This window comes from Acidithiobacillus ferriphilus, from assembly GCF_028215975.1.
Taxonomy (GTDB): Bacteria; Pseudomonadota; Gammaproteobacteria; order Acidithiobacillales; family Acidithiobacillaceae; genus Acidithiobacillus; species Acidithiobacillus ferriphilus.
Window position 1 is genome coordinate 2,416,997 of sequence record NZ_CP116458.1, and the last position, 24,818, is coordinate 2,441,814.

27 protein-coding genes are annotated in these 24,818 nt (G+C 58.8%); 17 read left to right on the forward strand and 10 right to left on the reverse strand.

The window, feature by feature from the left end; all coding sequences use genetic code 11:
* Positions 1-2 precede the first annotated feature (2 nt).
* The 17 genes from PJU76_RS12170 (at position 3) to PJU76_RS12250 (ending at position 16,375) form a co-directional block, all read left to right on the forward strand.
* Positions 3-800 (forward strand): ABC transporter permease, encoded by a 798-nt coding sequence (locus PJU76_RS12170; protein ID WP_215849336.1) that lies wholly within the window; start codon positions 3-5, stop codon positions 798-800.
* A 99-nt stretch (positions 801-899) separates the two neighbouring features.
* Entirely contained in the window at positions 900-1,154 is a 255-nt protein-coding gene (locus tag PJU76_RS12175; protein ID WP_271779732.1) for a BolA family protein, read from the forward strand.
* A 37-nt stretch (positions 1,155-1,191) separates the two neighbouring features.
* Positions 1,192-1,524: a Grx4 family monothiol glutaredoxin gene (gene grxD / locus PJU76_RS12180; RefSeq protein ID WP_215849335.1), complete on the forward strand. Its 333-nt coding sequence runs from the start codon at positions 1,192-1,194 to the stop codon at positions 1,522-1,524.
* Positions 1,525-1,533: 9 nt separating this feature from the next.
* Positions 1,534-2,808, forward strand: a complete 1,275-nt coding sequence (murA, locus tag PJU76_RS12185) for a UDP-N-acetylglucosamine 1-carboxyvinyltransferase (RefSeq protein ID WP_271779733.1) — start codon at positions 1,534-1,536, stop codon at positions 2,806-2,808.
* The gene (gene hisG / locus PJU76_RS12190) at positions 2,805-3,452 is read left to right on the forward strand and encodes an ATP phosphoribosyltransferase (RefSeq protein ID WP_271779734.1); all 648 of its coding nucleotides are present in this window, start codon (positions 2,805-2,807) and stop codon (positions 3,450-3,452) included. The genes murA and hisG overlap by 4 nt, the downstream gene beginning before the upstream one ends.
* On the forward strand, positions 3,449-4,750 hold the full coding sequence (gene hisD / locus PJU76_RS12195) for a histidinol dehydrogenase (RefSeq protein ID WP_271779735.1): 1,302 nt from the start codon (positions 3,449-3,451) through the stop codon (positions 4,748-4,750). The genes hisG and hisD overlap by 4 nt, the downstream gene beginning before the upstream one ends.
* Entirely contained in the window at positions 4,747-5,826 is a 1,080-nt protein-coding gene (hisC, locus tag PJU76_RS12200; protein ID WP_271779736.1) for a histidinol-phosphate transaminase, read from the forward strand. Before hisD ends, hisC begins: the two co-directional genes overlap by 4 nt.
* Positions 5,823-6,422: an imidazoleglycerol-phosphate dehydratase HisB gene (hisB, locus tag PJU76_RS12205; protein ID WP_215860669.1), complete on the forward strand. Its 600-nt coding sequence runs from the start codon at positions 5,823-5,825 to the stop codon at positions 6,420-6,422. The genes hisC and hisB overlap by 4 nt, the downstream gene beginning before the upstream one ends.
* Positions 6,419-7,090 (forward strand): imidazole glycerol phosphate synthase subunit HisH, encoded by a 672-nt coding sequence (gene hisH / locus PJU76_RS12210; RefSeq protein WP_271779737.1) that lies wholly within the window; start codon positions 6,419-6,421, stop codon positions 7,088-7,090. Before hisB ends, hisH begins: the two co-directional genes overlap by 4 nt.
* Positions 7,091-7,129: 39 nt before the next feature.
* On the forward strand, positions 7,130-7,858 hold the full coding sequence (gene hisA, locus PJU76_RS12215; RefSeq protein ID WP_271779738.1) for a 1-(5-phosphoribosyl)-5-[(5-phosphoribosylamino)methylideneamino]imidazole-4-carboxamide isomerase: 729 nt from the start codon (positions 7,130-7,132) through the stop codon (positions 7,856-7,858).
* 4 nt (positions 7,859-7,862) lie between these two features.
* On the forward strand, positions 7,863-8,624 hold the full coding sequence (hisF, locus tag PJU76_RS12220; RefSeq protein ID WP_215860672.1) for an imidazole glycerol phosphate synthase subunit HisF: 762 nt from the start codon (positions 7,863-7,865) through the stop codon (positions 8,622-8,624).
* A gap of 82 nt (positions 8,625-8,706) precedes the next feature.
* Positions 8,707-9,405 (forward strand): bifunctional phosphoribosyl-AMP cyclohydrolase/phosphoribosyl-ATP diphosphatase HisIE, encoded by a 699-nt coding sequence (gene hisIE / locus PJU76_RS12225; RefSeq protein WP_271779739.1) that lies wholly within the window; start codon positions 8,707-8,709, stop codon positions 9,403-9,405.
* A 75-nt stretch (positions 9,406-9,480) separates the two neighbouring features.
* On the forward strand, positions 9,481-9,699 hold the full coding sequence (tatA, locus tag PJU76_RS12230; RefSeq protein ID WP_064218025.1) for a Sec-independent protein translocase subunit TatA: 219 nt from the start codon (positions 9,481-9,483) through the stop codon (positions 9,697-9,699).
* Between the two features lie 6 nt (positions 9,700-9,705).
* Entirely contained in the window at positions 9,706-10,077 is a 372-nt protein-coding gene (gene tatB / locus PJU76_RS12235; protein WP_064218026.1) for a Sec-independent protein translocase protein TatB, read from the forward strand.
* 59 nt (positions 10,078-10,136) lie between these two features.
* A complete protein-coding gene (gene tatC / locus PJU76_RS12240; protein WP_271779740.1) occupies positions 10,137-10,976 on the forward strand; it encodes a twin-arginine translocase subunit TatC in 840 nt (279 codons plus the stop codon).
* 323 nt (positions 10,977-11,299) lie between these two features.
* Positions 11,300-14,299, forward strand: coding sequence for an EAL domain-containing protein (locus PJU76_RS12245; protein ID WP_271779741.1), 3,000 nt, complete (start codon positions 11,300-11,302; stop codon positions 14,297-14,299).
* A 174-nt stretch (positions 14,300-14,473) separates the two neighbouring features.
* Positions 14,474-16,375 (forward strand): potassium transporter Kup, encoded by a 1,902-nt coding sequence (locus PJU76_RS12250; protein WP_271779742.1) that lies wholly within the window; start codon positions 14,474-14,476, stop codon positions 16,373-16,375.
* 25 nt (positions 16,376-16,400) lie between these two features.
* Here PJU76_RS12250 and PJU76_RS12255 read toward each other — a convergent pair whose 3' ends face one another.
* The 10 genes from PJU76_RS12255 to PJU76_RS12300 form a co-directional block, all read right to left on the reverse strand.
* Positions 16,401-16,829, reverse strand: a complete 429-nt coding sequence (locus tag PJU76_RS12255; RefSeq protein WP_271779743.1) for a hypothetical protein — start codon at positions 16,827-16,829, stop codon at positions 16,401-16,403.
* Between the two features lie 2 nt (positions 16,830-16,831).
* Positions 16,832-17,260, reverse strand: a complete 429-nt coding sequence (locus PJU76_RS12260) for a hypothetical protein (protein WP_271779744.1) — start codon at positions 17,258-17,260, stop codon at positions 16,832-16,834.
* Between the two features lie 269 nt (positions 17,261-17,529).
* Positions 17,530-18,804, reverse strand: coding sequence for a dihydroorotase (locus tag PJU76_RS12265; RefSeq protein ID WP_271779745.1), 1,275 nt, complete (start codon positions 18,802-18,804; stop codon positions 17,530-17,532).
* 5 nt (positions 18,805-18,809) lie between these two features.
* Positions 18,810-19,796, reverse strand: coding sequence for an aspartate carbamoyltransferase catalytic subunit (locus PJU76_RS12270; protein WP_271779746.1), 987 nt, complete (start codon positions 19,794-19,796; stop codon positions 18,810-18,812).
* Positions 19,793-20,299 (reverse strand): bifunctional pyr operon transcriptional regulator/uracil phosphoribosyltransferase PyrR, encoded by a 507-nt coding sequence (gene pyrR, locus PJU76_RS12275; protein WP_271779747.1) that lies wholly within the window; start codon positions 20,297-20,299, stop codon positions 19,793-19,795. The genes PJU76_RS12270 and pyrR overlap by 4 nt, the downstream gene beginning before the upstream one ends.
* Entirely contained in the window at positions 20,296-20,727 is a 432-nt protein-coding gene (gene ruvX / locus PJU76_RS12280; RefSeq protein ID WP_271779748.1) for a Holliday junction resolvase RuvX, read from the reverse strand. Before ruvX ends, pyrR begins: the two co-directional genes overlap by 4 nt.
* Positions 20,720-21,340, reverse strand: coding sequence for a YqgE/AlgH family protein (locus PJU76_RS12285; RefSeq protein WP_271779749.1), 621 nt, complete (start codon positions 21,338-21,340; stop codon positions 20,720-20,722). Before PJU76_RS12285 ends, ruvX begins: the two co-directional genes overlap by 8 nt.
* Positions 21,341-21,347: 7 nt before the next feature.
* Positions 21,348-22,286: a glutathione synthase gene (gene gshB / locus PJU76_RS12290; RefSeq protein WP_271779750.1), complete on the reverse strand. Its 939-nt coding sequence runs from the start codon at positions 22,284-22,286 to the stop codon at positions 21,348-21,350.
* Positions 22,283-23,593: a glutamate--cysteine ligase gene (gene gshA / locus PJU76_RS12295; protein WP_271779751.1), complete on the reverse strand. Its 1,311-nt coding sequence runs from the start codon at positions 23,591-23,593 to the stop codon at positions 22,283-22,285. Before gshA ends, gshB begins: the two co-directional genes overlap by 4 nt.
* The gene (locus PJU76_RS12300; RefSeq protein ID WP_271779752.1) at positions 23,590-24,762 is read right to left on the reverse strand and encodes a citrate synthase; all 1,173 of its coding nucleotides are present in this window, start codon (positions 24,760-24,762) and stop codon (positions 23,590-23,592) included. The genes gshA and PJU76_RS12300 overlap by 4 nt, the downstream gene beginning before the upstream one ends.
* Positions 24,763-24,818: the final 56 nt, after the last annotated feature.

The window sequence follows — 24,818 nt, forward strand, 5'->3', positions numbered from 1 at the left end:
TTATGAAGCAGGCCGTGACAGATCCCGGCCCCGTACGCGCCCGCTTCGCACCGACCTGGACTCTGTTTTACAAAGAGACCTTGCGCTTCGGCAAAGTGTGGCTACAGACCATTGCCGCCCCGCTGATCACCACCATCCTCTACCTGGTGGTTTTTGGGCACGCCTTAGGCGGACATATATCGGTCTATCCGGGGGTCAGCTATACGGCTTTCATCGTGCCCGGCCTGATGATGATGTCGATCCTGCAAAATGCCTTTGCCAATAGTTCCTCCAGCCTGATTCAAGCCAAGGTGACGGGGAACATCGTCTTTCTGCTGCTCAGTCCGCTCAGCCCTACCGAAATATACATTGCCATGGTTGCCGCCTCCGTGTTGCGTGGCGCACTGGTGGGGGTTGCAATCCTTGCACTGGCACTGTTGTATCTGCGAATACCGCTGCTGCATCCCTTGTGGATTGTGGTGTTTACCATTCTGGGGGCGGGCGGCATGGGTTCACTGGGCCTGATTGCGGGGCTTTGGGCAGAAAAATTCGATCAGATTGCCGGTTTCCAAAACTTCATTATCATGCCGCTGACTTTTCTTGCGGGTGTCTTTTACTCCATGCAGTCCCTGCCTGGCATGTGGCAGCACCTCTCGTTGTTCAACCCGTTTTTCTATATCATCGACGGGTTTCGCTATGGCTTTTTCGCGGATTCTGATGTCGGCGTGTGGACATGTCTGGGCGTCAGCATCGCCTTCGCGGGCGTAACGGGTCTTTTCGCCTGGCACCTGCTGGATCGCGGCTACAAGTTGCGCCAGTAGGCACTACTTGAGTATCGCTCTCTGGGCCAGCACGGCATGACACAAGTTAGGCATAAGTGGCCACATCACACAGCGGCATTTTTACGTTACACTACACCTATGAACGCCAATACGATCAAATCACTCATCCAGCAACGGCTTCCCGACGCTTTCATAGAAGTCCTGGGAGACGACGGCGCCCATTTCGAGGCGCTGGTCATTTCCCCGACCTTTATCGGGCTTTCCCTCATCAAGCAGCATCAACTGGTTTATGATGCGCTGGGCGAACGCATGCGCGAGGAGATTCACGCCCTCTCGCTACGCACCCTGACGCCCGAGCAGGTACCGCCAGTCCATCACCCCGCGGCACATTAATCGGCGCACTCACCCCCCTAAATTAACGAGGATAACCATGGCAACGATTCAGGAACTCATTCAGGAGCAGGTTCAGAAACATCCCGTCGTGCTCTACATGAAGGGCAACCCGCGGGCGCCGCAATGCGGTTTTTCGGCCCGCGCCGTGCAACTGTTGCAGCAAGCGGGCGTCAAGGAGCTCTTTACGGTGGACGTCCTGGCCGACCCGCAGATTCGCGACGGTATCAAGCAGTATTCCAATTGGCCCACCATTCCCCAGCTCTATATTCAGGGCGAGTTTGTCGGCGGGTCAGACATCATGTCCGATCTCTATCAGCAGGGCGAACTGAAGAAACTGGTCGACAGCGCGCAAGTGGCCAGCGCGAGCTGATTCACACCCATGGACAAACTGTTGTTGCGTGGTAATGGCCCCTTACATGGTGAGTTGCGGATTTCCGGGGCCAAGAACGCGGCGTTGCCCTGCCTCGCCGCTACCCTGCTGGCACGTGAGCCGGTGCAACTGCGCAACATTCCGCACCTGCGCGACATCACCACCACCCTGGAGTTGTTGAGCACGCTCGGTGCCAGAGTGCTGGTAGACGGCCAGCTCGGGATTGAAGTCGATCCGCGCCCAGTACATTCGGTCGTCGCCCCTTATGAACTGGTGAAGACCATGCGCGCCTCGATTCTGGTACTCGGCCCGTTGCTGGCCCGCCATGGCTCGGCGGAAGTAAGTCTGCCTGGCGGCTGTGCCATTGGCAGTCGTCCGGTGAGCGTCCATCTCAGCGGCCTACAGGCCTTGGGCGCGGAAATCACCGTAGAGGACGGTTTCGTTAAAGCACAGTCATCCCGTTTACGCGGCACCCGCATTGTCATGGAGATCGTCTCCGTCACCGGTACGGAAAACCTGCTCATGGCGGCCACCCTCGCCACGGGACGCACCATTCTCGAAAACGCCGCCCGCGAGCCGGAAATTGTCGATCTTGCCCGCTGCCTGTCGGCCATGGGTGCCCGGATCTCCGGAGCGGGGACGTCGGTCATCGAGATTGAGGGCGTAGCTGAACTGCATGGCGCCGAGCACAGTGTTGTACCGGACCGCATCGAGACGGGCACCTATCTGGTGGCGGCGGCCATGGCCGGCGGCGATATTTGTCTGAAACGCACCGATGCGGGCTTGCTGGAAAGCATCATCCTCAAACTACGGGAAGCGGGGGCCGAGGTGTCCGCCGAGGCGGACACGATCCGCATCCGCATGAAGCGCAGACCGCAGGCGGTGGATGTGCGCACGGCGCCCTATCCGGCCTTTCCCACGGATATGCAGGCGCAATTCATGGCTATGAACTGCATCGCCGAGGGAAGCGGCGTCATCACCGAAACCATCTTCGAAAATCGCTTTATGCACGTCTCCGAATTGCGGAGACTGGGCGCCGACATCAACGCCGACGGCAAGACCGCCGTGGTACGCGGGGTATCCCGCCTGCGCGGTGCGCCGGTGATGGCGACCGACCTCCGGGCATCCGCCTCATTGGTCCTGGCCGGGCTGGTGGCAGAGGGCGAAACCCTCATCGACCGGATATACCATCTGGATCGCGGTTATGAGGTCATCGAAGAGAAACTCAGCGCCTTAGGGGCGGATATCCGCCGGATCAGCAACAGCAGCAGGAGCGTCGCATGAGTACCGGTATCACCATTGCGCTGTCCAAGGGACGGATTCTGCAAGAAGCCATCCCCCTCTTTGCGGGAGCAGGTATCCATCTGGCGGAAGATCCTGAGGAATCCCGCAAGCTGATCATCCCCAGCACAGATCCTGCGGTGCGCTTTCTGGTGATCCGCGCCAGTGATGTGCCAACCTACGTGACCTGGGGCGCTGCTGATGTGGGTATCGCTGGCAAGGATGTGCTGCTGGAGCAGGAGGGCCTGGACCTTTATGAGCCTCTCGACCTGCGCATCGGCATCTGCCACATGGCAGTGGCCGAACCTGCCAGCCTGGCAGCCCACGATACCCCGCAAAACTGGGACCGGGTACGCATCGCGACCAAATATCCGCACATCACCCGCAATTATTTCCATGCTCGTGGTGTGCAGACGGAGATCATCAAGCTTTACGGCAGCATGGAACTGGCACCTCTGGTCGGTCTCGCCGATCGCATTGTCGATCTGGTATCCAGCGGCCGGACGCTCAAAGAAAATGGACTGGTGGAGGTGGAGGAAATCATGCCTATTTCCAGCCGTCTGGTGGTCAACCGCGCGGCCATGAAGCTCAAGCGCCACGCCATCGAAACCCTCATCAACCAATTGGAGGCGCAAATCGCGTCATGAATCGTCTGGACACCCGCAACCCCGATTTCGCTCAGCAGTTTCACGCCCTGCATGATTGGGACGCCAACCTGGATCCGCAGATTGAAGAGCGGGTGCGGGAGATTGTCGCGGCGGTCCGCGACCGGGGCGATGCAGCGCTGCGTGAGTATACCGAGCGCTTCGACGGTCTGCATACGGATTCGTCCGCCGATCTGGAAATCCCCCGCAGCTACTGGGAGCAAGCTCTTCATGGCCTGGAGCCTGGTCAGCGCGCCGCCCTGGAAAAAGCGGCGCAACGTATCCGCAGCTACCACGAGCACCAGCGCAGCACAAGCTGGACCTTTACCGAGACCGATGGCACGGTGCTGGGCCAACGCACTCTACCCCTGTCCCGGGTGGGGATTTACGTGCCCGGTGGGAAGGCCGCTTATCCCAGTTCGGTGCTGATGAATGCCATCCCCGCGCACGTGGCGGGCGTGCAGGAGATCATCATGACCGTCCCCACTCCCCAGGGGCAGGTGAATCCCTGGGTGCTGGCGGCGGCGGCTATTGCCGGGGTGGATCGGGTATTCTGTGTCGGCGGCGCGCAAGCGGTAGCGGCGCTGGCCTATGGTACAGAGAGTGTCCCGGCGGTAGATAAAATTGTCGGCCCCGGTAATATTTATGTGGCCACCGCCAAGCGTATGGTCTTCGGTCGGGTCGGCATTGACATGATTGCCGGACCCAGCGAAATCCTCGTCATCAGCGATGGCTCGGCACCCGCCGAGTGGCTGGCCTGGGACCTGCTTTCCCAGGCGGAACATGATGAACTGGCGCAGAGCATCCTCATCAGTTGGGACGATGAACATATCGAGTCGGTGCTCACCGCCGTAGATGCCGCGCTTGCGGTACTGGACCGCGCGCCTATCGCCCGCAAGAGCTGGACAGACCGTGGCGCGGTGATCCGCGTGCGCGATCGCGGCGAGGCCTGCACCATTGCCGACCGTATCGCGCCGGAACATCTGGAACTGGCCGTAACAGATCCGGAAGACTGGCTGGCAGACATCCACAACGCTGGCGCCATTTTCATGGGCATCCACAGTTGTGAGGCCCTCGGCGACTATGTCGCCGGCCCCAATCATGTATTACCCACGGGCGGCAGCGCGCGTTTCTCATCGGCGCTGGGTGTCTACGATTTCATCAAGCGCAGTAGCCTCATCCATGTCAGCCCCGCCGGAGCCGCGCAACTGGGGCGGATCGCCGAAGGACTCGCCCAAGGCGAAGGCCTGACCGCACATGCCCGCTCAGCAGCCTGCCGCATTCCCAAAGCTGGATCATGAACGACAAGGCGACAACCACCCTGATGCAGAGCTTGCTGCGTCCGGAGTTGCTGGCCAGCAAAGCCTATGCGGTGACGCCCAGTGATGGGCTCATCAAGCTCGACGCCATGGAGAATCCCTTCCGTCTGCCCGCCGCGCTGCGCCAGCAATGGCTGGAAAGCCTCGCCGATGCGCCCCTCAACCGCTACCCGGACGCGCACCCGGATGCCCTCATCGCCGCCCTAAAAGCCCATATCGGTGTACCCGAGGGTGCAGAACTCATGCTCGGCAATGGCTCCGACGAGTTGATCCAGATTCTGGTGACCGCCGTGGCCGGTAGCCAGCGCCCCATCATGGCCGTGGACCCCAGCTTCGTCATGTACCGCATCCTGGCGCAACAACTCGGGCTCGCCTTTACGGGCATTCCTCTGGACGCGGACTTTCAGCTGGATCTCCCCGCCATGCTGACCGCTATCGCCGCGCAGCAGCCTGGCATCATTTTCCTCGACTGGCCCAACAACCCCAGCGGCAGTCTCTTCCCCGAGGCCGATCTGGAAGCCATTGTCGCTGCCGCACCCGGCCTGGTGGTGGTGGATGAGGCCTACCACGCTTTCAGTCGGACGACCTTTGCCGATCGCCTGGGACGCACGCCCAACCTCCTCCTGCTACGCACCTTGTCCAAGGAGGGCCTGGCGGGGTTGCGGCTGGGGATGCTGGCAGGGCCGGCGGCGTGGATTCAGGAGTTGGACAAGTTGCGTCTGCCCTACAACATCAATGTGCTCACCCAGCGTAGCGTCGCTTTCTATTTATGCCATACCAAAGTGCTGGACGCGCAGGCCGAAATCCTGCGTAGCGAACGGGAAAGGCTCCTTAAGACCATCTCTTCCTACGGCCTGTCGATCTGGCCCAGTGCCGCCAATTTCCTGCTCTTTCATGCCCCCGGGCGGGCTGCGGCGCTATTTTCAGGGCTGCGCGAAGGCGGGGTGCTCATCAAAGTCTTTACAGGTCACCCCCGTCTCAGCGAATATCTACGGGTCAGTGTTGGCACCCCCGCCGAAAATGATCGCTTTCTGGCCGTACTGGAGTCTTTACTGTGAATCCGCGTCAAGCCGAAGTCGAAAGAAACACCCTCGAAACCCAGATCCGTGTTGCCATGAACCTCGATGGGTCCGGGCAGGCGGATCTGCACACGGGGCTGCCTTTTCTCGATCACATGCTCCATCAGATCGTCCGTCATGGCCTTTTCGACATGCGCATTCAGGCCCAAGGCGATCTGGATATCGACGCCCACCATACGGTGGAGGATGTCGGTATCGCCCTCGGTCAGGCCTTTGCCCGCGCCGTGGGGGACAAGGCCGGCATCCAACGCTATGGCCATGCCTACGTACCGCTGGACGAAGCACTGTCACGGGTGGTGGTAGACCTTTCCGGTCGTCCCGGACTGATCTTTGCGGTCGAGTTCCCGCGCGCCCAGGTGGGTGACTTCGATGTGGACCTCTTCCATGAATTCTTTCAGGGCTTCGTCAACCATGCTCAGGTGACCCTGCATCTGGACGCCTTACGCGGCAACAACACCCACCACATCGCCGAGACCCTGTTCAAGGCCTTTGGTCGTGCCCTGCGCATGGCCGTCACCCCCGATCCGCGCATGGCAGGCGCCGTACCTAGTACCAAAGGTACCCTGACCCTATGAGCGCCGCCACAACCCGCGTCGGCATTATCGATTACGGCATGGGCAACCTCTATTCCGTGGCCAAGGCCGTGGAGTATCTGGGTGGCAAAGCGATTGTCAGCGATCAGGCCAGCGAATTGGCCGCCACCGACCGCATCATTTTTCCGGGAGTCGGTGCTTTTGGTGACTGCATGGCCGCGTTGGAGGCCCGTGAACTCAGTGACTTCGTCCGCGTTGCGGCGCAGACCCGGCCCTTCCTCGGCATCTGCCTCGGGATGCAGATGCTCATGGACTGCAGCATGGAACATGGAGAACACGCCGGCCTTGGTCTGCTGCCAGGGCGTGTCATTTCCTTTCCGGAAGAAGCCCTGCAGGCGGCGGATGACCGCCGCCTGAAAATTCCGCACATGGGCTGGAATGAGCTGCATCAGCTGGTGGAACATCCTCTTTTTGCTGGGGTTCCACAAAATGCCTATTTTTATTTCGTGCACTCCTTCTACGTGGAACCCTCCACCCCCGAGATACTCGCGGCCTTTAGCGATTATGCCTTCCCCTTCTGTGCGGCGATGGCGGCAGACAATCTATTTGCCCTGCAGTGCCATCCCGAAAAAAGTGGCACGACAGGCCTGCGCCTGCTGGGAAACTTCCTCGGCTGGGATGGTGACCGTGGAGAAAGCTGTGCGATTTGACCATGTTTTTTGGAATAACTTTGTGTGGAGGAAGTTGTCATGCTGTTGATTCCGGCCATCGACCTCAAGGGCGGGAACTGTGTGCGTTTACGGCAGGGCCGGATGGAAGACAACACGATTTTTTCAGATAATCCGATCGCCACTGCGCAGCGCTGGGTGGAAGCCGGCGCCAAACGTCTGCACATCGTCGATCTCGACGGTGCAGTGCAGGGAGCGCCGGTCAATGCACAGGCGATCGCCACTATCTGCAAACGCTTCCCCGACCTTGAAATTCAGGTCGGCGGCGGTATCCGCAGCGAAGAGCAAATCGAAGCCTACATTCAAGCGGGTGTTCGCTACGTGATCATCGGTACTCAGGCGGTCAAAGCCCCCGGCTTCGTCGCTAACGCCGCAGTAAGCTTTCCCGGCCACATTATGGTGGGCATTGATGCCCGTGACGGCAAAGTGGCTACCGAAGGCTGGTCCAAACTGTCCCGCCACGATCCTATTGATCTCGCTCAACACTTTGCTGCCGATGGTATTGAGGCCATCATCTACACCGATATCAGCCGCGACGGGATGCTCAACGGCCCGAACATTCCCGCAACGGTAGCGCTCGCGCAGGCCGTGCCCGTGCCGGTCATCGCTTCCGGCGGCATCGCCAATCTGGAGCAGGTGTTGGCGCTCAAGGCCCACGAAGGAGACGGCATCACCGGCGCCATTACCGGCCGCGCCATCTACGAGGGAACCCTGGACTTTACCCAGGCCCGGGCCCGGGCAGAGGCCTAAGCAGATGCTCGCCAAGCGCATTATACCCTGTCTGGATATCGACCACGGCCGTGTGGTGAAGGGCGTCCAGTTCGTTGCCCTGCGCGATGCCGGCGATCCGGTGGAAGTGGCCAAACGCTACAACGACGAGGGCGCTGATGAGATTACCTTTCTCGACATTTCTGCCAGTTATGAAGAACGTCGTACCCTTGCCGATGTGGTGTCTGCCGTGGCTGCCCAGGTCTTCATTCCCCTGACGGTCGGCGGTGGCGTGCGCTGCGTCGAAGATATCCGCACCTTACTTCTCGCCGGTGCCGACAAGGTCAGCATCAACAGCGCCGCCGTCAATGAACCGGAACTGGTGCGCGCTGCCGCCCGACGTTTCGGTAACTCCTGTATCGTCGTCGCCATCGATGCCAAACGCGTGGATGATCATTGGGAGGTTTTTACCCACGGCGGGCGGCGCGGCACTGGCCTGGATGCGGTGGCCTGGGCGCGGCAAATGGCCGAGTACGGCGCCGGCGAAATCCTGCTAACCAGCATGGATCGCGATGGTACGGGGGTCGGCTTCGATCTCGCCCTCACCCGTGCCGTCAGTGATACCGTGCCGGTCCCGGTCATTGCCTCGGGTGGTGTCGGAGAAATCCAGCACTTCGCCGAAGGCATCCAGCAAGGGCATGCGGATGCGGTATTAGCGGCCAGTGTCTTTCACTTCGGCCAGTTTCGCATCTCCGAGGTCAAGGCACAGATGGCAGAGGCGGGTATCCCGGTACGCGCCATCCGCTGACGAACGCGGCTTGGCGCACCGGTCGGCCCGCAACCGCGTATATTTTGGATAGTAAGGGCATCAACGAGAGGTTCTGACCAGTATGGGTGATACGGAAGCGAAGCATTCGGCCATACTCGCCGCCGTGCACTGGAACGCCGATGGCTTGGTACCCGCCATCGCTCAGGACGCACGCAGCGGCCAGGTACTCATGCTGGCCTGGATGAACGCCGAGGCCTTACTGACGACGCTGCGTGTGGGCATGGGCACCTACTGGTCGCGCTCCCGGCAGGCGCTTTGGCGTAAAGGCGAGACCTCCGGCCATGTCCAGCATCTGGTCGATCTGCGCCTCGACTGTGATGGTGACACCATTCTTATGCGTGTCATTCAGGAAGGTCCTGCCTGCCACACGGGAGAAAAAACCTGCTTCTTTCTCGGCCAACCCGGCACCGATGGCTGGCAGCATCAGGCCCCGCCACCCGGCAGCATCCTGGATAGTTTACAGGCCACGCTGCATGGTCGGCGAATGGCTGATCCCGGCCAATCCTACGTGGCACAACTGCTCCATGGGGGCCAGGACCGGATCTTGAAAAAGGTGGGAGAAGAGGCCGCCGAGTTTATCATCGCCTGCAAAAATCCTGAGCCGGAACCGATTATTGCAGAGGCGGCGGACCTCCTCTTTCACCTGATGGTGGCCTTAGAGGAACATGAATTGCATATAGATGATGTCCTCGGAGAACTGGCGCGCCGCGAGGGCGTTTCCGGCCTGGAAGAGAAAGCGGCACGGCGTCCCCAAACTTGACGCAAGCGATTTATTTTCCTATGGTCCAACGGTTGGTGTAGTGCGTAACCCCTCTGCGGGGGAAGGAGAACAGTGATGGGCGCTTTTAGTATCTGGCATCTGGTCATCATTTTATTGATAGTGGTCGCGCTGTTTGGCACCGCAAAACTGCGCCATGTGGGTTCGGACCTGGGTTCTGCCATCAAGGGCTTCCGCTCTGCCGTCAAGGAAGAGGAGGAAAAGAAGGAAATCGTCGGCCACACCATTGATGCCGATGTCCAGCCCAGTAAAGAACACGAAACCATTAACCGCTGACCGCTTATGTTCGACTTCAGCTTCGGCGAACTCGCGCTACTCGGGATCATTGCGCTGCTCGTGGTCGGACCGGAAAAAATGCCCGATCTTGCGCGCACTGCGGGGAAGTGGTACGGCGCCATGCGGCGTACCATGACGGGCCTGCGCTCTGAGGTCGAACAGCAGTTCTTACTGGATGACCTCCGCCAAGAAGCGGACCGGCTGCGCGATTACGCCAATGAAGCGCTTTTGCCTACGGACACTACCGCTACAGCCATCCCGACAGCAAGCGATGAAACACCAGAAATCATAGCAGAGCAAAAACAGGGTGAACTAGATATACTGCCGGCGCCCGTGCAGCATGCAGAGCTGCCCGGGTCAGAAAACCGCCTGCATTGATTGTATAGTCCGCTCAAACTCACTAGCACATCTATACCGCCTAAGGACGTTTTTTAAGCATGGACAAGTTGGCGGAGAATACCTTTATCGGTCACCTGCTGGAATTGCGCCGCCGTGTATTATTTGCAGTGATCGCCGTTTTTGTCGGCTTCATAGCTTCTTACCCCTTCTCCAAAGCGATTTATACCATTCTCGCCGCGCCACTGATTGAGGTGTTACCCAAGGGCAGTCACTTAATTTACACTAGTTTACCTGAAGTATTTTTAACCTATGTGCAACTTTCCTTACTATCCGGCTTTGTGCTGGCCCTACCCATTATTCTCTATCAATTTTGGGCCTTCATAGCCCCCGGCCTTTATGAACACGAGCGCAAGGCCTTTTTCCCGCTCATTTTTGCCTCTGTTTTCCTGTTTATCGGTGGGATGCTCTTTGCCTATTTTATCGTATTTCCGAATGCTTTCCGATTTTTTGTGGGCTTCTCCGGCAATGATATTACCGCCATGCCCAAAGTCGATAGTTACCTATCGCTCATCGTCAAATTCTCGCTCGCCTTTGGTCTCGCCTTCCAGATTCCCATCCTAATCGTCGTACTGGTACGTATCGGGATACTACAAGTGGCCACGTTGCGTCGCAGTCGCCGCTACGCATTCCTGATCTGCGCCATCGCATCGGCAATACTCAGCCCTCCCGATGTTTTATCCATGGTCATGCTGCTCATTCCCATGTACATGCTCTTTGAAGTCGGACTGTTCTTCGCGGCACGGCTGCCCGTATCCCGGCCCGGCGTAGAGGCAGCCGCTGATGATACAACAGTAGAGCCGTCACACCATGTTGCCGACGAGATGGATGCCGCCGAGGAAAGCTTTCGGGATAAGGATGAAGATGGCCCGAATAGCTGATAAAATGGGCACTCCCTATGCCCCCGTAGGGGCGGAGTTTACCGATTTCGTGGAACGCCATACATATCAGGCACCCAGAGAGGCACATTCTGCAAAAGTGGTTTCTGGTCTGCCACAGACCGGTAATACCGGGGCACACCTACTGGTAAAAGCCGCTTCTTGACAAAAAAGGTTGGACCACCGGCGATGAGCCGACCGCGGCGAATACCGACATCCCGGATCCAAATATATTGCAGGCACTAGGCCGGTCGGAGAAAATCATATAGAGCCATCTGGTGAGTTTGCAAATATGAAGAGGGCGACGCACATGGGCGATGACCATTATGCATAGCACCACCGAATATCAGCAGGTCGAGACGAAGCTAAAGCTACTTCGCGCCTTGTTCGACAATTCCAGCGACGCCATCGAGGTGCTCGATCCTGTCACCCTCCGTTTTTTAGACATAAACGCGACGGGATGCCGCGCCCTTGGCTACACCCGTGAAGAACTCCTGTCCATGAGCATTTACGACATAGACACGGCTTACAGCGCGACCCCCCAGAAAGTGCTTGCGCAGTTACGGGAATCGGGACACGCGCTGTTCGAAACCATACACCGCCGCAAGGATGGCTCAACGTTTCCTGTGGAGGTCAACACGGTATCCGTCGAACTCGACAGGCCCTACCTGCTCGCCATCACGCGTGACATCACCGAACGCAAGGCGCTGGAAGCTGCCCAGCAGGACGTCGCCAGACACCTGCAACGGATCAGTAATTTCAGTGTGCTTCTTTCCAGCGCCAATGAAGCCATTGCCCAGATGGAGAACGAAGCAGATCTGCTGTGCACCCTCTGCGAACTGGCCGCCCAGCACGCTCATCTACGGCTGGCGTGGATTGGTCAGCCCGACGACGAAGGCTGGTTTCAAACGCTTGCCGCCGCCGGGGCGGCGCTGGGCTATCTGTCGGGGATACATATATCCACGTCCGCAAAGCTCCCAGAGGGACAAGGCCCCGCAGGTCAATCCTGGCGCGATCAAAAACCGGTTTACATTTTTTCAATCTCCCAAAACTCCCACATGCTTCCATGGGCGCAGCGTGCTGAAACCTTCGGAATGAAGGCAGGCGCCGCTCTACCTATTTTCCGTGGTGGCAAGCGCTGGGCCGTCTTGGTGGTGTACCACGGCGAAGAGAATATTTTCGATGCCGATCTCCAGAAGATATTGACGGATTTGGCCCAAGACATCGGTTATGGCCTGGACCGTCTGGATATTCTGCGAAAAGAGCGGGAAATCAACGCCTTCAACGAGGCACTGCTGAACACGCAGTCATCCGGCATCGGGGTCGTGCGTTTTCCAGAAAGGATTCTCGAGCGGGTCAACGCGCGGATGCTGAAAATGCTCGGGGCATCTTCTCCGGGGGAGTTGATCGGACAACAGGCGCGGGCGATCTATCCCGACGCGGCAACCTACGCCCGGGTAAGCGCCGTTGAGCAGACAGCCCTAAGCGAAGGTAACGGAACACTCCGGGATGTACCGCATCGCCGTCGAGATGGAGAGATCGTCTGGATGGATATTTCCATTCAACGCCTGGACGGCACGGATGGCGCGCAGCGCACGCTCGGTACCTATGTGGACGTGACGGAACGGCATCGATTGATGGATGAACTCGCATGGCAATCGCTCTCCGATACGCTCACCGGACTACCTAATCGTCGCGCTCTGGATGCAGAGATGGGTAAGGCAATAGCGCGATCAGACCGTCAGGAGCGGCTCCTGGCGGTGGGGTTTCTTGATCTCGACGCCTTCAAGCCGATCAATGACAACTACGGCCATGATGCCGGTGACGACCTGCTGAAAGAAATGGCCCGCCGCCTGCAGGACGCCATGCGGCGGATGGATACCGTGGCGCGCCTGGGCGGCGATGAGTTTGTGCTGCTGCTGGAAGGCCTGCGCAGCATGGATGCACTGGATCATGTCCTGGCCCGCCTCCAGGCCGCGATTACGCAGCCTTTACACATCAAGGGGGAAATCGTCCGTATTCAGGCGAGTATGGGACTGACCATCTATCCCTTCGACGACGGAGACGCCGACCTGCTCCTGCGCCACGCGGATCAGGCTATGTACGCCGCCAAAACACGTCCTGGTCGAGAGGACGGAAGCTGGGTGCAGATCTATCACCCGGACATTGGCAACGTCAGCATGGGCGATGAGATAGTGCGCCGGGATTTCCTGCGCGCCTTGGCCTGCGGAGCGGTGACCCTACGCTATCAGCCCCTGGTGGCCATGGCGACGAATCGGGTGGCGGGCCTCGAGGCCCTGATCCGGTGGAACCGGGAGGATCAGGAGGTCTCCCCCGAGCGATTCCTCACGGCGCTGGGGATGCGGGAACGCCAGGCATTGGGGCGCTTCGTGCTGCAAACCGGACTGCGGCAGCTCGCACAGTGGCGAGACATGGGTCTGGACCTCTTTCTCAGCGTCAACGTCACTCCCGAAGAGTTCGACAACCCCAGATTTGCCGATTCGGTCTTTGGCATTCTGGCCGCTTATCCGGGCATCCCCCCGGAGTCCGTGGTGCTGGAGGTGCTGGAGATCGGGGAAATCCTCGAACAGGGGATCGCCCTGGAGCATCTGCAGCGGCTGCGCGGCGCGGGCGTGAAGATTGCGCTGGATGACGTGGGGAGTGCATACGCATCCCTCCTGCGACTCAAAAATCTGCCCATTGACGAGATCAAAATCGATCAGGGTTTCATCCGCGAACTGTCGAACAAGCCCCAGGACCTGATTTTCGTCGAAAGTCTCGTCAGCCTGGGTTTGGCGATGGGCGTCCTCATCACCGTGGAAGGGGTGGAAACCGAAGCGCATATCGCCCTCCTGCGCGAAATGAAGATCAACTATCTCCAGGGGTATGCCATTGCCAAACCGCTGGAGGCGGAAGCGGTGGCGGATTTTGTGCGCACCTTCGTCCTCGGCGCCGGGGATGCGGACACGCCGATGCTGGCCCTGTACCAGCATCTGGGATGGGTGCGTGCGGCAGAAGAGTCCGCGATAAATCATGGCATTTACGCGTATGCGGAACTGGCCGCCTGTCCACTCACAACCTGGTTGCACGCCCACGCAGCAGAACTGTCCGGGGTAGAGGCCTTGCTGGTCGAGCACGAAGCGGTGCATGCCCTAGGTCGGGAAATCCTTCAGGTACGGCAAAGCGGAACGCGCGAGGAACTCCATCACCTGCTCGGCCAGTTGCACGGGCACAGCCACCGCTTTAAGGAATCGCTGGGGCAGGCGGTGCAGGGCATGCGGGCCGATGCAGCGGCCACTGCCCTACCGCCTTCTTCCAATGAATAAAATTACTGACATGGATTGGGCAGCATTCGAAAGTAGCTTTTCCCGACCGTCAGGGCATTTATGGAGTACCAGTTCGCTGCGTTCGAAACATTTGCTTTTGGCAAAGGAAGCATTCGAGCGAATATTCATTTTTTATCTTCGGTATTTGCAGCCGTACAGGCACTGGCGAATGTCATGAACGACCAGAAAGAAACCCTTCCCCTGCTGGCTATGGCCACCCTCGGCGTGGTCTTCGGGGACATCGGCACGAGTCCGCTTTACACCCTCAGCGCCTGCCTGTCCGCCATGTCCTTGCCCCCCACGGCGGCGAATCTCCAAGGTATCCTTTCCTTGATTTTTTGGACTCTGGTGCTGGTCGTGAGTGTCAAATACGCCTGGGTGATCATGCGGGCGAACAATCAAGGCGAGGGCGGCGTCATGGCGCTAACCGCTCTGGCCGCCCATGCAACAGGGCATTTCGGACGATTGCGCTGGTGGATACTGAGTATTGGACTTTTGGGTGCTGCCCTTTTTTATGGAGATAGCATCATCACCCCAGCCATTTCAGTGCTGTCGGCCATGGAAGGCATGGAAGTCGCCTCTCCGGCCTGGAAACCGCTGGTCCTCCCCCTGGCTCTGGGAGTGATCATTGGACTCTTTCTGGTCCAACGTCGCGGTACAGCGGCCATCAGTCACCTCTTCGGTCCGAGCATGCTGGTATGGTTCCTGCTGCTTTTCGGCTCCGGACTGACCTGGATCATCGCTGATCCACAGATATTGCTTGCGCTCAACCCGTGGTACGCCCTGCATTTTTTCGGAATACACGGCATCGGTGGGTTGGTGATCCTGGGCGCTGTAGTCCTCGCCGTCACCGGGGCGGAGGCGCTCTACGCCGATATGGGTCATTTTGGTGCGCGCCCCATCCGCATGGCTTGGTATTTTCTGGTGCTACCCGCCCTGGCCCTCAATTATCTCGGCCAGGGCGCCTTGCTGGAGCTCAACCCTTCGGCGGTTCAGAATCCCTTTTTTCGGCTCTTCCCCGCCTGGGCGACTCTGCCTATGGTGGTGATATCGGGCATCGCTACAGTGATTGCCTCGCAAGCGGTGATTTCCGGAGCCTATTCCGCGACACGCCAAGCCCTGCTGCTAGGTTACGTGCCACGTCTGACCATCATTCACACCTCGGCATCCGAACGCGGGCAGATCTATCTTCCAGGACTCAACTGGGTCCTGATGGTGGCGGTTATCGCGGCGATTCTCTGGTTCGGGTCTGCGAACGCGCTGAGTTTCGCCTATGGTACGGCGGTTACCGGCACCATGCTACTGACCACCGTTCTGGTCTTCTTCGTCGCCCGCCACAGTTGGCGGTGGCCGCTGTGGAAAGCTGGCCTTTTCTGCGGCTTCTTTATCCTGCTGGACGGGATATTTTTCGGCGCAAATTTATTGAAACTCGTGGCAGGAGGATGGTTCCCACTGATGATCGGCCTGGTAGTTTTCACGACCATGTCGACATGGCGATGGGGACGGGAGATACTCGCCCGCAAACTGTATCCGGATGCTATCTCGGTGGAGGCCTTTCTGAGCGGCGTCACCCCTATCGAGCCTATCCGTGTCCCGGGCACGGCGGTATACCTGACAGTGCGCGAGCACGGCGTTCCGCATGCCATGTTGCATAACCTGAAACACAACCGAGTGCTTCATGAACGGGTCATCATCCTCACCGTCAAATTTGAAGATGAGCCACGCATCCTTCCCACGGCCCGCTTGGCGGTTCTGGATTATGGACAAGGCGTCTATCGTTTCACTGCCCGTTATGGATTCATGGAGCAACCAGATATTCCAGAGACGCTGAAGTCCGCGGAGAGTCCGAACTTCCGATGGAACCCATCGGATACCACCTATTTTGCCTCCCGCCAACGGGTGATTCCGACCGCCGACGCTGGCCTGGCCTTATGGCGAGAACAACTTTTCGCCATCCTGCTCCGTTTTTCTACCAACGCCACCGACTTTTTCCGGCTCCCGCCCAACCAAGTGATGGAACTGGGGGATGTCGTCGAGCTTTCGCATAGGGTGTCCGACGCACCTAAGCGGGGTTAGGGGGTTAGGGAACAGGCCTACAAAATCAGGAAAACCAACGCAGGAATGCTGCGGCAGTGAGGGCGGTGACACCCAAGCCGAAATCAGAACCCAGGATCCAACGCTGCACTGCCCCCGACCATCCACGCTCAAAATACAGGTAGGCCATCCCGAGGATGATGCCCAGAACTGCGCAAGCCATTTTGAGAAACAGGGCCGTCAGAGCGATCCCGTGAATGTCGGGCAAACGGCCATCATAGTAATAACTAGTAGCCCCAAAAAGGATACCGGTCACCCCTTGGTTTACCCATCCCAAAGTGATTACCCACACCAGCGTCCTCTGCATGCCAGGAGAACGGCGCGCCAGCAAAAGCGCCGCGGCGCCTCCGCCTACGATGGCCACCGCCCCCAAGTTGTGCAACGCCTGAATGCAGGCATAGAGCAAAAGCTGGGCGCTGAAGAAAAAGCCCGGCATTTTTACTTAACCGTAACCACAATGCACCGGTTGACCCCAATGAGAACATGGGCCGCTGTAGCCTCTTTGATGCAAATAGTGTGTGTGCCGGACGCCAACTTGCCTACAGAAAAGTTACCTTTCAATTCATGGCTCAAGCCAGCCATGTGGTTATCAACATAGACATGGATATGATTGCCGTTGGGGGCCAGGGTGACATCATAGGACAGGACCACGGGGGTACCGGCACTGAGTTGTGCACCATTGACAGGAGAAAGCATCTTGATATATTTTTTTCCGGAATCCGTGGTACCGCTTCCTCCGGTCGCTTTGTCCATATTGCCCACGGCAGGCTGCGATGGATGTCCAACTGCAGCCTCGGACGGAACCATCGTCGAGCTTAATGCCGCGGCGGCAAGCACCCATAGGATGCGGGAAATATTTGGGTTCATAAGGCACCTCCAGTGCGCGCCAGTCCAGTGGTAAGGCAGGATTCATCCCCACACCTCAAGTTTTCAGTATAGGAGATTGCTGGCGCAATGGAACACCCCTCGCACCGAGTAAATCATGATCGCGAAATAGGGGATTTACTTCAGCAGTCGCGTAGTTTTTTGAAGCCGTTCGTTGCTACGATTCCAGGCGCGGTTTGAAGCGCTGCCGCTGCCACCAGACGATTCGAATCAATTCAAAGCAAACGCTGATGGTCACATATTCCTCCCGCTCACCCCCGAAAAACCATCCGACCCGCCACCAATGTATATCGTACCTGCCCGCGCAATTCCCATTGTCCATAAGGAAAATTCCGCCCGCGGCTCCACTGACGCCCTGTCTCTACCGTGAAGTAAGACTCCGGATCGAAGATACAGAGGTCAGCGGTGGCACCGACCGCCAGGGATGGCACTGGCAAACCAAGAGCTTGGGCCGGGCCGACACTCAGCAAGTTCAGCACCGTCATTAAATCCAACACCCCTTCATCCATCAGACGCAACGCCAGCGGCAGGAGCCATTCCACGGCAGCAATACCGAATGGCGCCTGGATGAAAGTCATGCCTTCCCGGTCCACCCCCCAGGGGCTGTGATCACTACTGATGGCCGTTATAGCACCCATGGCAATGGCGTGCCGCAGTGCGTCGCGCTCTGCGACGGCGCGTAAAGGCGGCAAGATCTTGGCGTGGAGATTGAAGAAACCGATATCCTGCTCGGTGAGCAGCAGGTGATGGATACTCACCCCACAAGTCACCGGCTCACCACGCTGCCGGGCCGCCACAACCTCGGCCACCGCCGCAGCGATACTCAAGTGCGGAAAATGGATGGGGCAACCGCTGAGCGCGGCAATGGCGATATCCCGCTGCACGCCGATCTGCTCCGCCGCGGCCGGGCGTCCGCTCAGGCCTAAACGGACGCTCAGACGGCCTTCGTGCATCACCCCGTTGGCAGCCAACTCCGGCTCTTCACCATGGAGTAATACGGGCAAGCCCAAATCCGCTGCGTAACTCAGCGCCAGCCGCAACAAGGCCGCGCTGGGCACGGGCTCCTTGGCCTGACTGAAGGCGATAGCACCGGCCGCTGCCAAACCCGCCATCTCCGTCAGCGCCGTGCCCTGAAGCTGCGTAGTAAGGGCACCGGACAGATGCACCTTGGCCAAGGCCAGACGATCCGCCAGAATGCGCTGCTCCTGCAAAACGGCCGGGATGTCGGCCACGGGCAGAGTGTCCGGGCGCAGTAGAACCTGCGTCACGCCACCGGCTACCGCCGCACGCAACTCACTGGCAAGGTCACCATCCCGGCCGTGACCGGGGGTATGCGCCTGAAAAGACGTTTCAATGAATCCCGGGCAGGCGATCAAGCCAGTGCCATCCAGCACTTCTCCTGCCGTAAAGTCGGGGGGCGGCATGCCTCGTGCGACAATCCGACCGCCCGCCACGGCCAGATCAGTAACCGCATCAAAGCCGTCACTGGGGTCCATGACCCGAATATTACGGATGATTCTGTGCATGGATTTCACTCCCCGCCCGCCGCACCGGCGAGGATGGTGAGCACCGCCATCCGCATCGCCAGGCCATGGGTTACCTGTTGGAGAATCACCGCCTGAGCACCGTCGGCCACCTCCGAGGCGATCTCCACCCCGCGATTCATAGGACCCGGATGCAGCACCAGCGCGCCGGGTGCTGCCCACTGCAAGCGCTCCGGTGTCAGCCCGAAACGGCGATAAAATTCATTCAGACTGGGCAGACGGTGCGACGCCATGCGCTCCCGTTGCAGGCGCAGGGCGCAAATCACATCCACCCCGCGCAAACCGGCCTGCAGCTCGTGGTAAACATGCACGCCCAGCGCCGAAAACTCCTCGGGCACCAAGGTGCGCGGGCCGATGACGCGAATTTCCGGGCAACCGAGAATGGACAAGGCATGAATCTGCGAGCGTGCCACCCGCGAATGGAGCACATCGCCGACGATGGCCACCACTCGGTTTTCAATCGGCCCCGCCAGGCGACGGATGGTGAACACATCCAGTAAGGCCTGCGTGGGATGGGCATGTTGACCGTCACCGGCATTCACCACAAGTGCCGAGTCACCAAGATGGCGAGCGATCAGATGGGCTGCTCCCGCTTCGGGATGACGGAGGACGAAACCATCCACCTGCATGGCCATCAAATTATCGACGGTATCAATGAGGGATTCTCCCTTGCTGGCACTACTCGTGCTGACCGCGATATTCAGCACATCCGCCGAGAGGCGCTTGGCGGCCAATTCAAAGGTGCTGCGGGTCCGCGTGCTGTTCTCAAAAAAGAGATTGACGATGGTGCGGCCACGCAGGGTGGGGGTCTTTTTGACACTGCGATGGGCAATACTGAGGAAAGATTCCGCCGTATCGAGAATCTGCAGTAACTCGCGCTCCCGAAGCCCTTCGGTACTGAGCAGATGACGCAAACGGCCCTGAGCGTCGTATTGCGGGTTTCCTTCACCAAAACGAAAGGTCGTGGCGCTCATGGCTGCAGCCTCCGCTGCTCCAGTTCCAGACGCAAGGGTTCGGGGCCGCGCAGCTTGATGTGCTCGCCCGCCGTGGCATTCAGGCGTAGCGCCGCCACATCGGCGGCTACCGGCAGCTCATGTCCGCCGCGATCCACCAGCACCGCCAGGCGGATGCGGGCCGGTCGTCCATAGTCGAAAATTTCGTTCATCGCGGCGCGTACGGTGCGACCGGTATAAAGAACATCATCCACCAGGATAATGTCGCGACCATCTATACCGAAGGGGATATCCGAAGTGCGCACCTGCGGATGCAGACCGATCTGGCTGAAATCATCACGATAAAAAGAGATGTCCACCTGTCCCAGGGGCTGCTGCAAACCGAGTGCGGCGTGCAGGGTGCGCGCCAGCCAGACACCACCGGTAAAAATACCGATCATTGCCGTCTGTTCCGGATCAATGAGGGGACGCAGATCACGCGCCATGCCCGCTAACAGTGCAGTCACATCCCAGTCGGTCGTCATGCGTCGCCTCGGGCGTTATGAAAGGTCCACAAAATCTCGCAGGCCGCGGCTTGGTCCAGCAAACGGCCGCGCTTCTTTGGAGAAAAGTCGCGATCTTTCAAGACCAGTTCGGCGGCATGACTGCTCAGGCGCTCGTCTACCCAATGAATAGGCAGGGGGAAGCGGCGCTGCAAACTTTCGGCGAATTTGCGCACCCGGCCCACCATGGACCCCTCGCTGCCATCCATGTGCAGGGGCAGACCAAGAACCAGCGCGCGAGGCTGCCATTCTTTGAGAATACGCGCGAAGCCATCCCAGTCCGGGCCAGTTTCGCCATTGCGCAGGGTGGCGACCCCTTGCGGCGCCAAGCCCGACTCCCCCAAAACCGCAATCCCGATCCGGCGTTCACCGAAGTCTATCCCGAGCAGCGGCCCGCTCCGCTCAGGCATGACCCGCCGCACCACTGAGCAGACGCATATCCACTCCCAGCAAGCGCGCCGCGGCCTGCCAGCGCTCACTGGCGGGCAGATCAAAGACCACTGCCATATCCAGGGGGCCGTGCAGCCAGGCATTCTCCTTCAGCTCCTCTTCCAGTTGCTGCGCGCCCCAGCCGGCATAGCCCAGGGTCAGCAGGTAACGCTGCGGCTCTTCGTGCTGAGCAATAGCCTGCAGAATATCCGGCGAGCTGGTCAGCGCCAGATCGTCATTAATCTCCAGACTGGAAAGCCATTCGCCACGCGGCGAGTGCAGGATAAATCCGTGCTGAGGCTGGATCGGCCCGCCCCAGTACACCGGGCGATGGATCATTTCTTCAGAGGGCTGGATATCCACTGCACGCAGGGCATCAGACATATTGATATCCACCAGACGGTTGATGACCACACCCATAGCGCCCTCGGTATTGTGCTCGCACACCACGATCACGGTGCGATCAAAAACGCCGTCGTGCAGCTCAGGCATGGCAATGAGCAAATGATTTTTGAGGGAAGAGAAGGTCATGATTCCCATGATACGTGTTTTCGCCCGAAAACGGCAGGTGCCGGTGACCAGCCGCACGGGCATAGCGGCATTATCGCCCCTGCTCCAGACGTTGCCAGAGCAAATCCGCGGCATCCACCCCGCAGAAACGCTTGATTTCCCGTGCCCCGGTGGGGCTGGTGACATTGATTTCCGTCACATATCCGCCAATCACATCCAGGCCGACAAAAAGCAGGCCCGCGGCACGCAAGGCAGGCCCGATCGCCGCACAGATTTCCTGGTCACGGTCTGCAAGTTCCGCCGCAACAGCCAGTGCTCCAGCCACCAGATTACCGCGAAAATCCGAGGCCGAAGGCACCCGCAGCATAGCACCCAACACGGGCACACCATCCACCAGGAGGATACGCTTGTCGCCCGCGCGGATGGCGGGCAAATAGCGCTGCGCCATCACATAATGTCGGCCCCAGCCCGTCACCGTCTCCAGAATGCTGCCGACATTGCGATCCTGCAAGTGCAAATAAAACACCCCTTCGCCACCCCGCGCCGAAAGCGGCTTGACGACAATCTCGCCATGCTCGGCGAGAAAGGCGCGCAAATCCCCAAGATCGCGACTGACCAGCAAGGGCGGCAGAAAATCCGGGAAATGCAGGGCATAGAGCTTTTCATTGGCGTTGCGCAGACTGACCGGATCATTGACCACCCAAGTACCTGCATGCTCCAGCAAATAGCAGGCGGTAAGATATTCCAGATCAACGGGTGGATCCTTACGCATCAGCACCACATCCATGTCAGAGAGGGGGCGTTCTTCCGGCTCACCCAGCGTGCAGTAGCCTTCCATACCATCGTGCGCGACCACGGCACTTAATCGCCCCCAGGCACCCCCATCACGCAGAAACAGGTCGGGCAGGGTAAACACCCAGCACTGGTGTCCGCGTGCCTGCGCCGCAAGCAGCATGGCGAAGGTCGTATCTTTAGCCGGTTTGATGCCAACGATAGGGTCCATGAGTATAGCGGCCTTAAGCATGCTCATTGACCCACCTCCAGCGCATTCTGTAGCCGCCAGTCCGCCATCTCCCGTGTCGCGGCCACCAGCGCCAGGCGTGCAATAACGCCGTAGGCATAATAACGGTTTACCGGCGCATCGGGCGGTGATTTTCGGCAAGGGACCACACAGGTCTGACCAAAGGCCATGGGCTCAAAGTGCGCTCCTGGGGCGTTGAGGTTTTCATCACGGCCGCGCTCCGTATGCACCCGATAGAAACCACCCAATACCTGCTGACCGATCATGTACACGACCGGTTCAGCCACGGCCTCCTGGGCGGTTTGCTCAAAAGTGTAAACCCCTTCCTGAATAAAAACATCGCTCACCGGCAGGCCCTCTTTACTCTTAGCCATGCGGGTGCGTTCCCTGCGGTTGAGGTCCAGAAACTCCTCACCCGAATAGGCCGTCATAATGCCCATGCCATAGGTACCGGCATCGGCTTTAACGATGACAAAGGGCCGCTGGCGGATGCCGTAGTGGGCGTAGCGCTCGCGTGTGATCTCCAGCACGGCATCGACATTGGCGACCAGACACTCGCGTCCTTCGGAGCGCATAAAATCAATGCCCTGACAGCGGCGAAAAACGGGATCAATCAGCCACGGATCAATATCGATCACCTCCGCCAGCTCCTGCGCGACAGCACGATAATGGGCGAAGTGTTGGGATTTACGCCGGTTGCGCCAGCCTGCCGCGAGGGGAGGCAGGACAGGTTGTTCCAGATGTTCCAGTATTTCGGGCACACCGCCTGACAGATCATTATTCAGCAAAATCAGTTGCGCATCGAAGCCCGCCGTCGTCAAACGCCCACCGATACGCTGCAACGGTTCAAGAAGGAGCAGGTTCCCCGAGGGCAAATTATAAGCCATGCGATCATCCAGAATCAGGGAGCCCACCCGCACTTCCAGGCCGGAGAGTTCCAGCAATTCGCGCAAGCGCGCCACATTCTCCAGATAAAAGAGGTTACGGGTGTGGTTTTCAGGGATCAGGAGCACCCGCTCCAGACCTGGATGATACTGATTCAGATAATGTTGAATAGCCGAAACATAAAGCGGCGAAAACTCCGGATTGAGGTTATTGAATCCCGCCGAAAACAGATTGGTGTCCACAGGCGCCAGCTTAAACCCAGCATTGCGCAAGTCCACAGAGGCATAGAACGGCGGCGGCGTCCGCTGCCATTGTCCTCGAAACCAACGCTCAATAGTGGATTGTGCGGTGATCAGGTGACGCTCAATATCCAGCAAGGCTTCCACCCGATCGGTGGCCAGGAAGGGAATATCCTGTAAAACTTCTGTCATACCCTTTTCCTAGAACGCTCTGCCACAGGCACATAGTGTTGACTCTGTTCCCCTGTATACACCTGTGTAGGCCGGAAAATCCGGTTGTCCGCCAACTGCTCCCGCCAATGGGCCAGCCAACCCGCAGAACGCGCCATAGCAAAAATAGGCGTAAAAAGGTCCGCTTTGATGCCCATCTCGTGATACAGCACGCCCGAGTAAAAATCCACATTGGCATGGATGCCCTTGGGGCCGAGTCGCTCCGTAGCCTGACGTTCCATCTCTATGGCGATTTCAAAAAGGCGACTGTGACGCAGATGACCGTGACTGGCCAGATCTTCCATCGTATCCTTGAGAATCGCCGCACGCGGATCACGGGTCTTGTAGACACGGTGCCCGAAGCCCCAGATTTTATCCTTGTTAGCCATCTTCTCATCGAGATAGGCGCCTACCCGCTGGACAGAACCGATTTCTTCCAGCATTTCTATCACCTTCTGATTGGCGCCGCCGTGCAACGGGCCAGCCAGTGTCCCAATCGCCCCACCGATAACATGGTAGGGGTTAGTGAGGGTAGAGCTGGTCACCAGCACGGAGAAGGTACTGGCATTGATGGTGTGCTCGGCGTGCAGAATCAGGCAGGTGTCGAGAATTTTGGCAAAGGCCGGGTCCGGCTCCCGGCCCGAGATCATATACAGAAAGTTAGCTGCATGACCAAGGTCTGGACGTGGTGGAATGGGATCATTACCAAAGCGCATCTGCTCCCACATGGCCACAATGGTCGGCATGCGAGCGATAATCCGCATCGCCATCGCATCCAGATGGAGCGTATTTTCGCGCTCGGCGTCGGAGAGCTCCTGCTGTGGGTAAAACATGCCCAGGCTAGCCACCGCACAGTGCAGCATATCCATGGGATGCCCGGTCACCGGCATAAACTTCATGATTTCCCGGACATTGTATTTGACTTGGCGATGGGCACGCAGCCCGCGATCAAATTCTCCCAAACCAGCCGCGCTCGGCAGAACGCCGTCCAGCAACAAGAGCGCGACTTCCTCAAAACTGCTATACGCCACCAAATCCGCAATGGCAAAACCACGGTAACTCAGTAAACCAGCGACTCCATCAATATTGGAGATGCTGGAATGAGTTGCCGCCACTCCCTCCAGACCTGGCGTAAAGTTTGGCTCCGCCATACAGAACTCCTTATTATCATTCGGACGGAGGGTATCCTCAACAAAGGCCTCCAGAC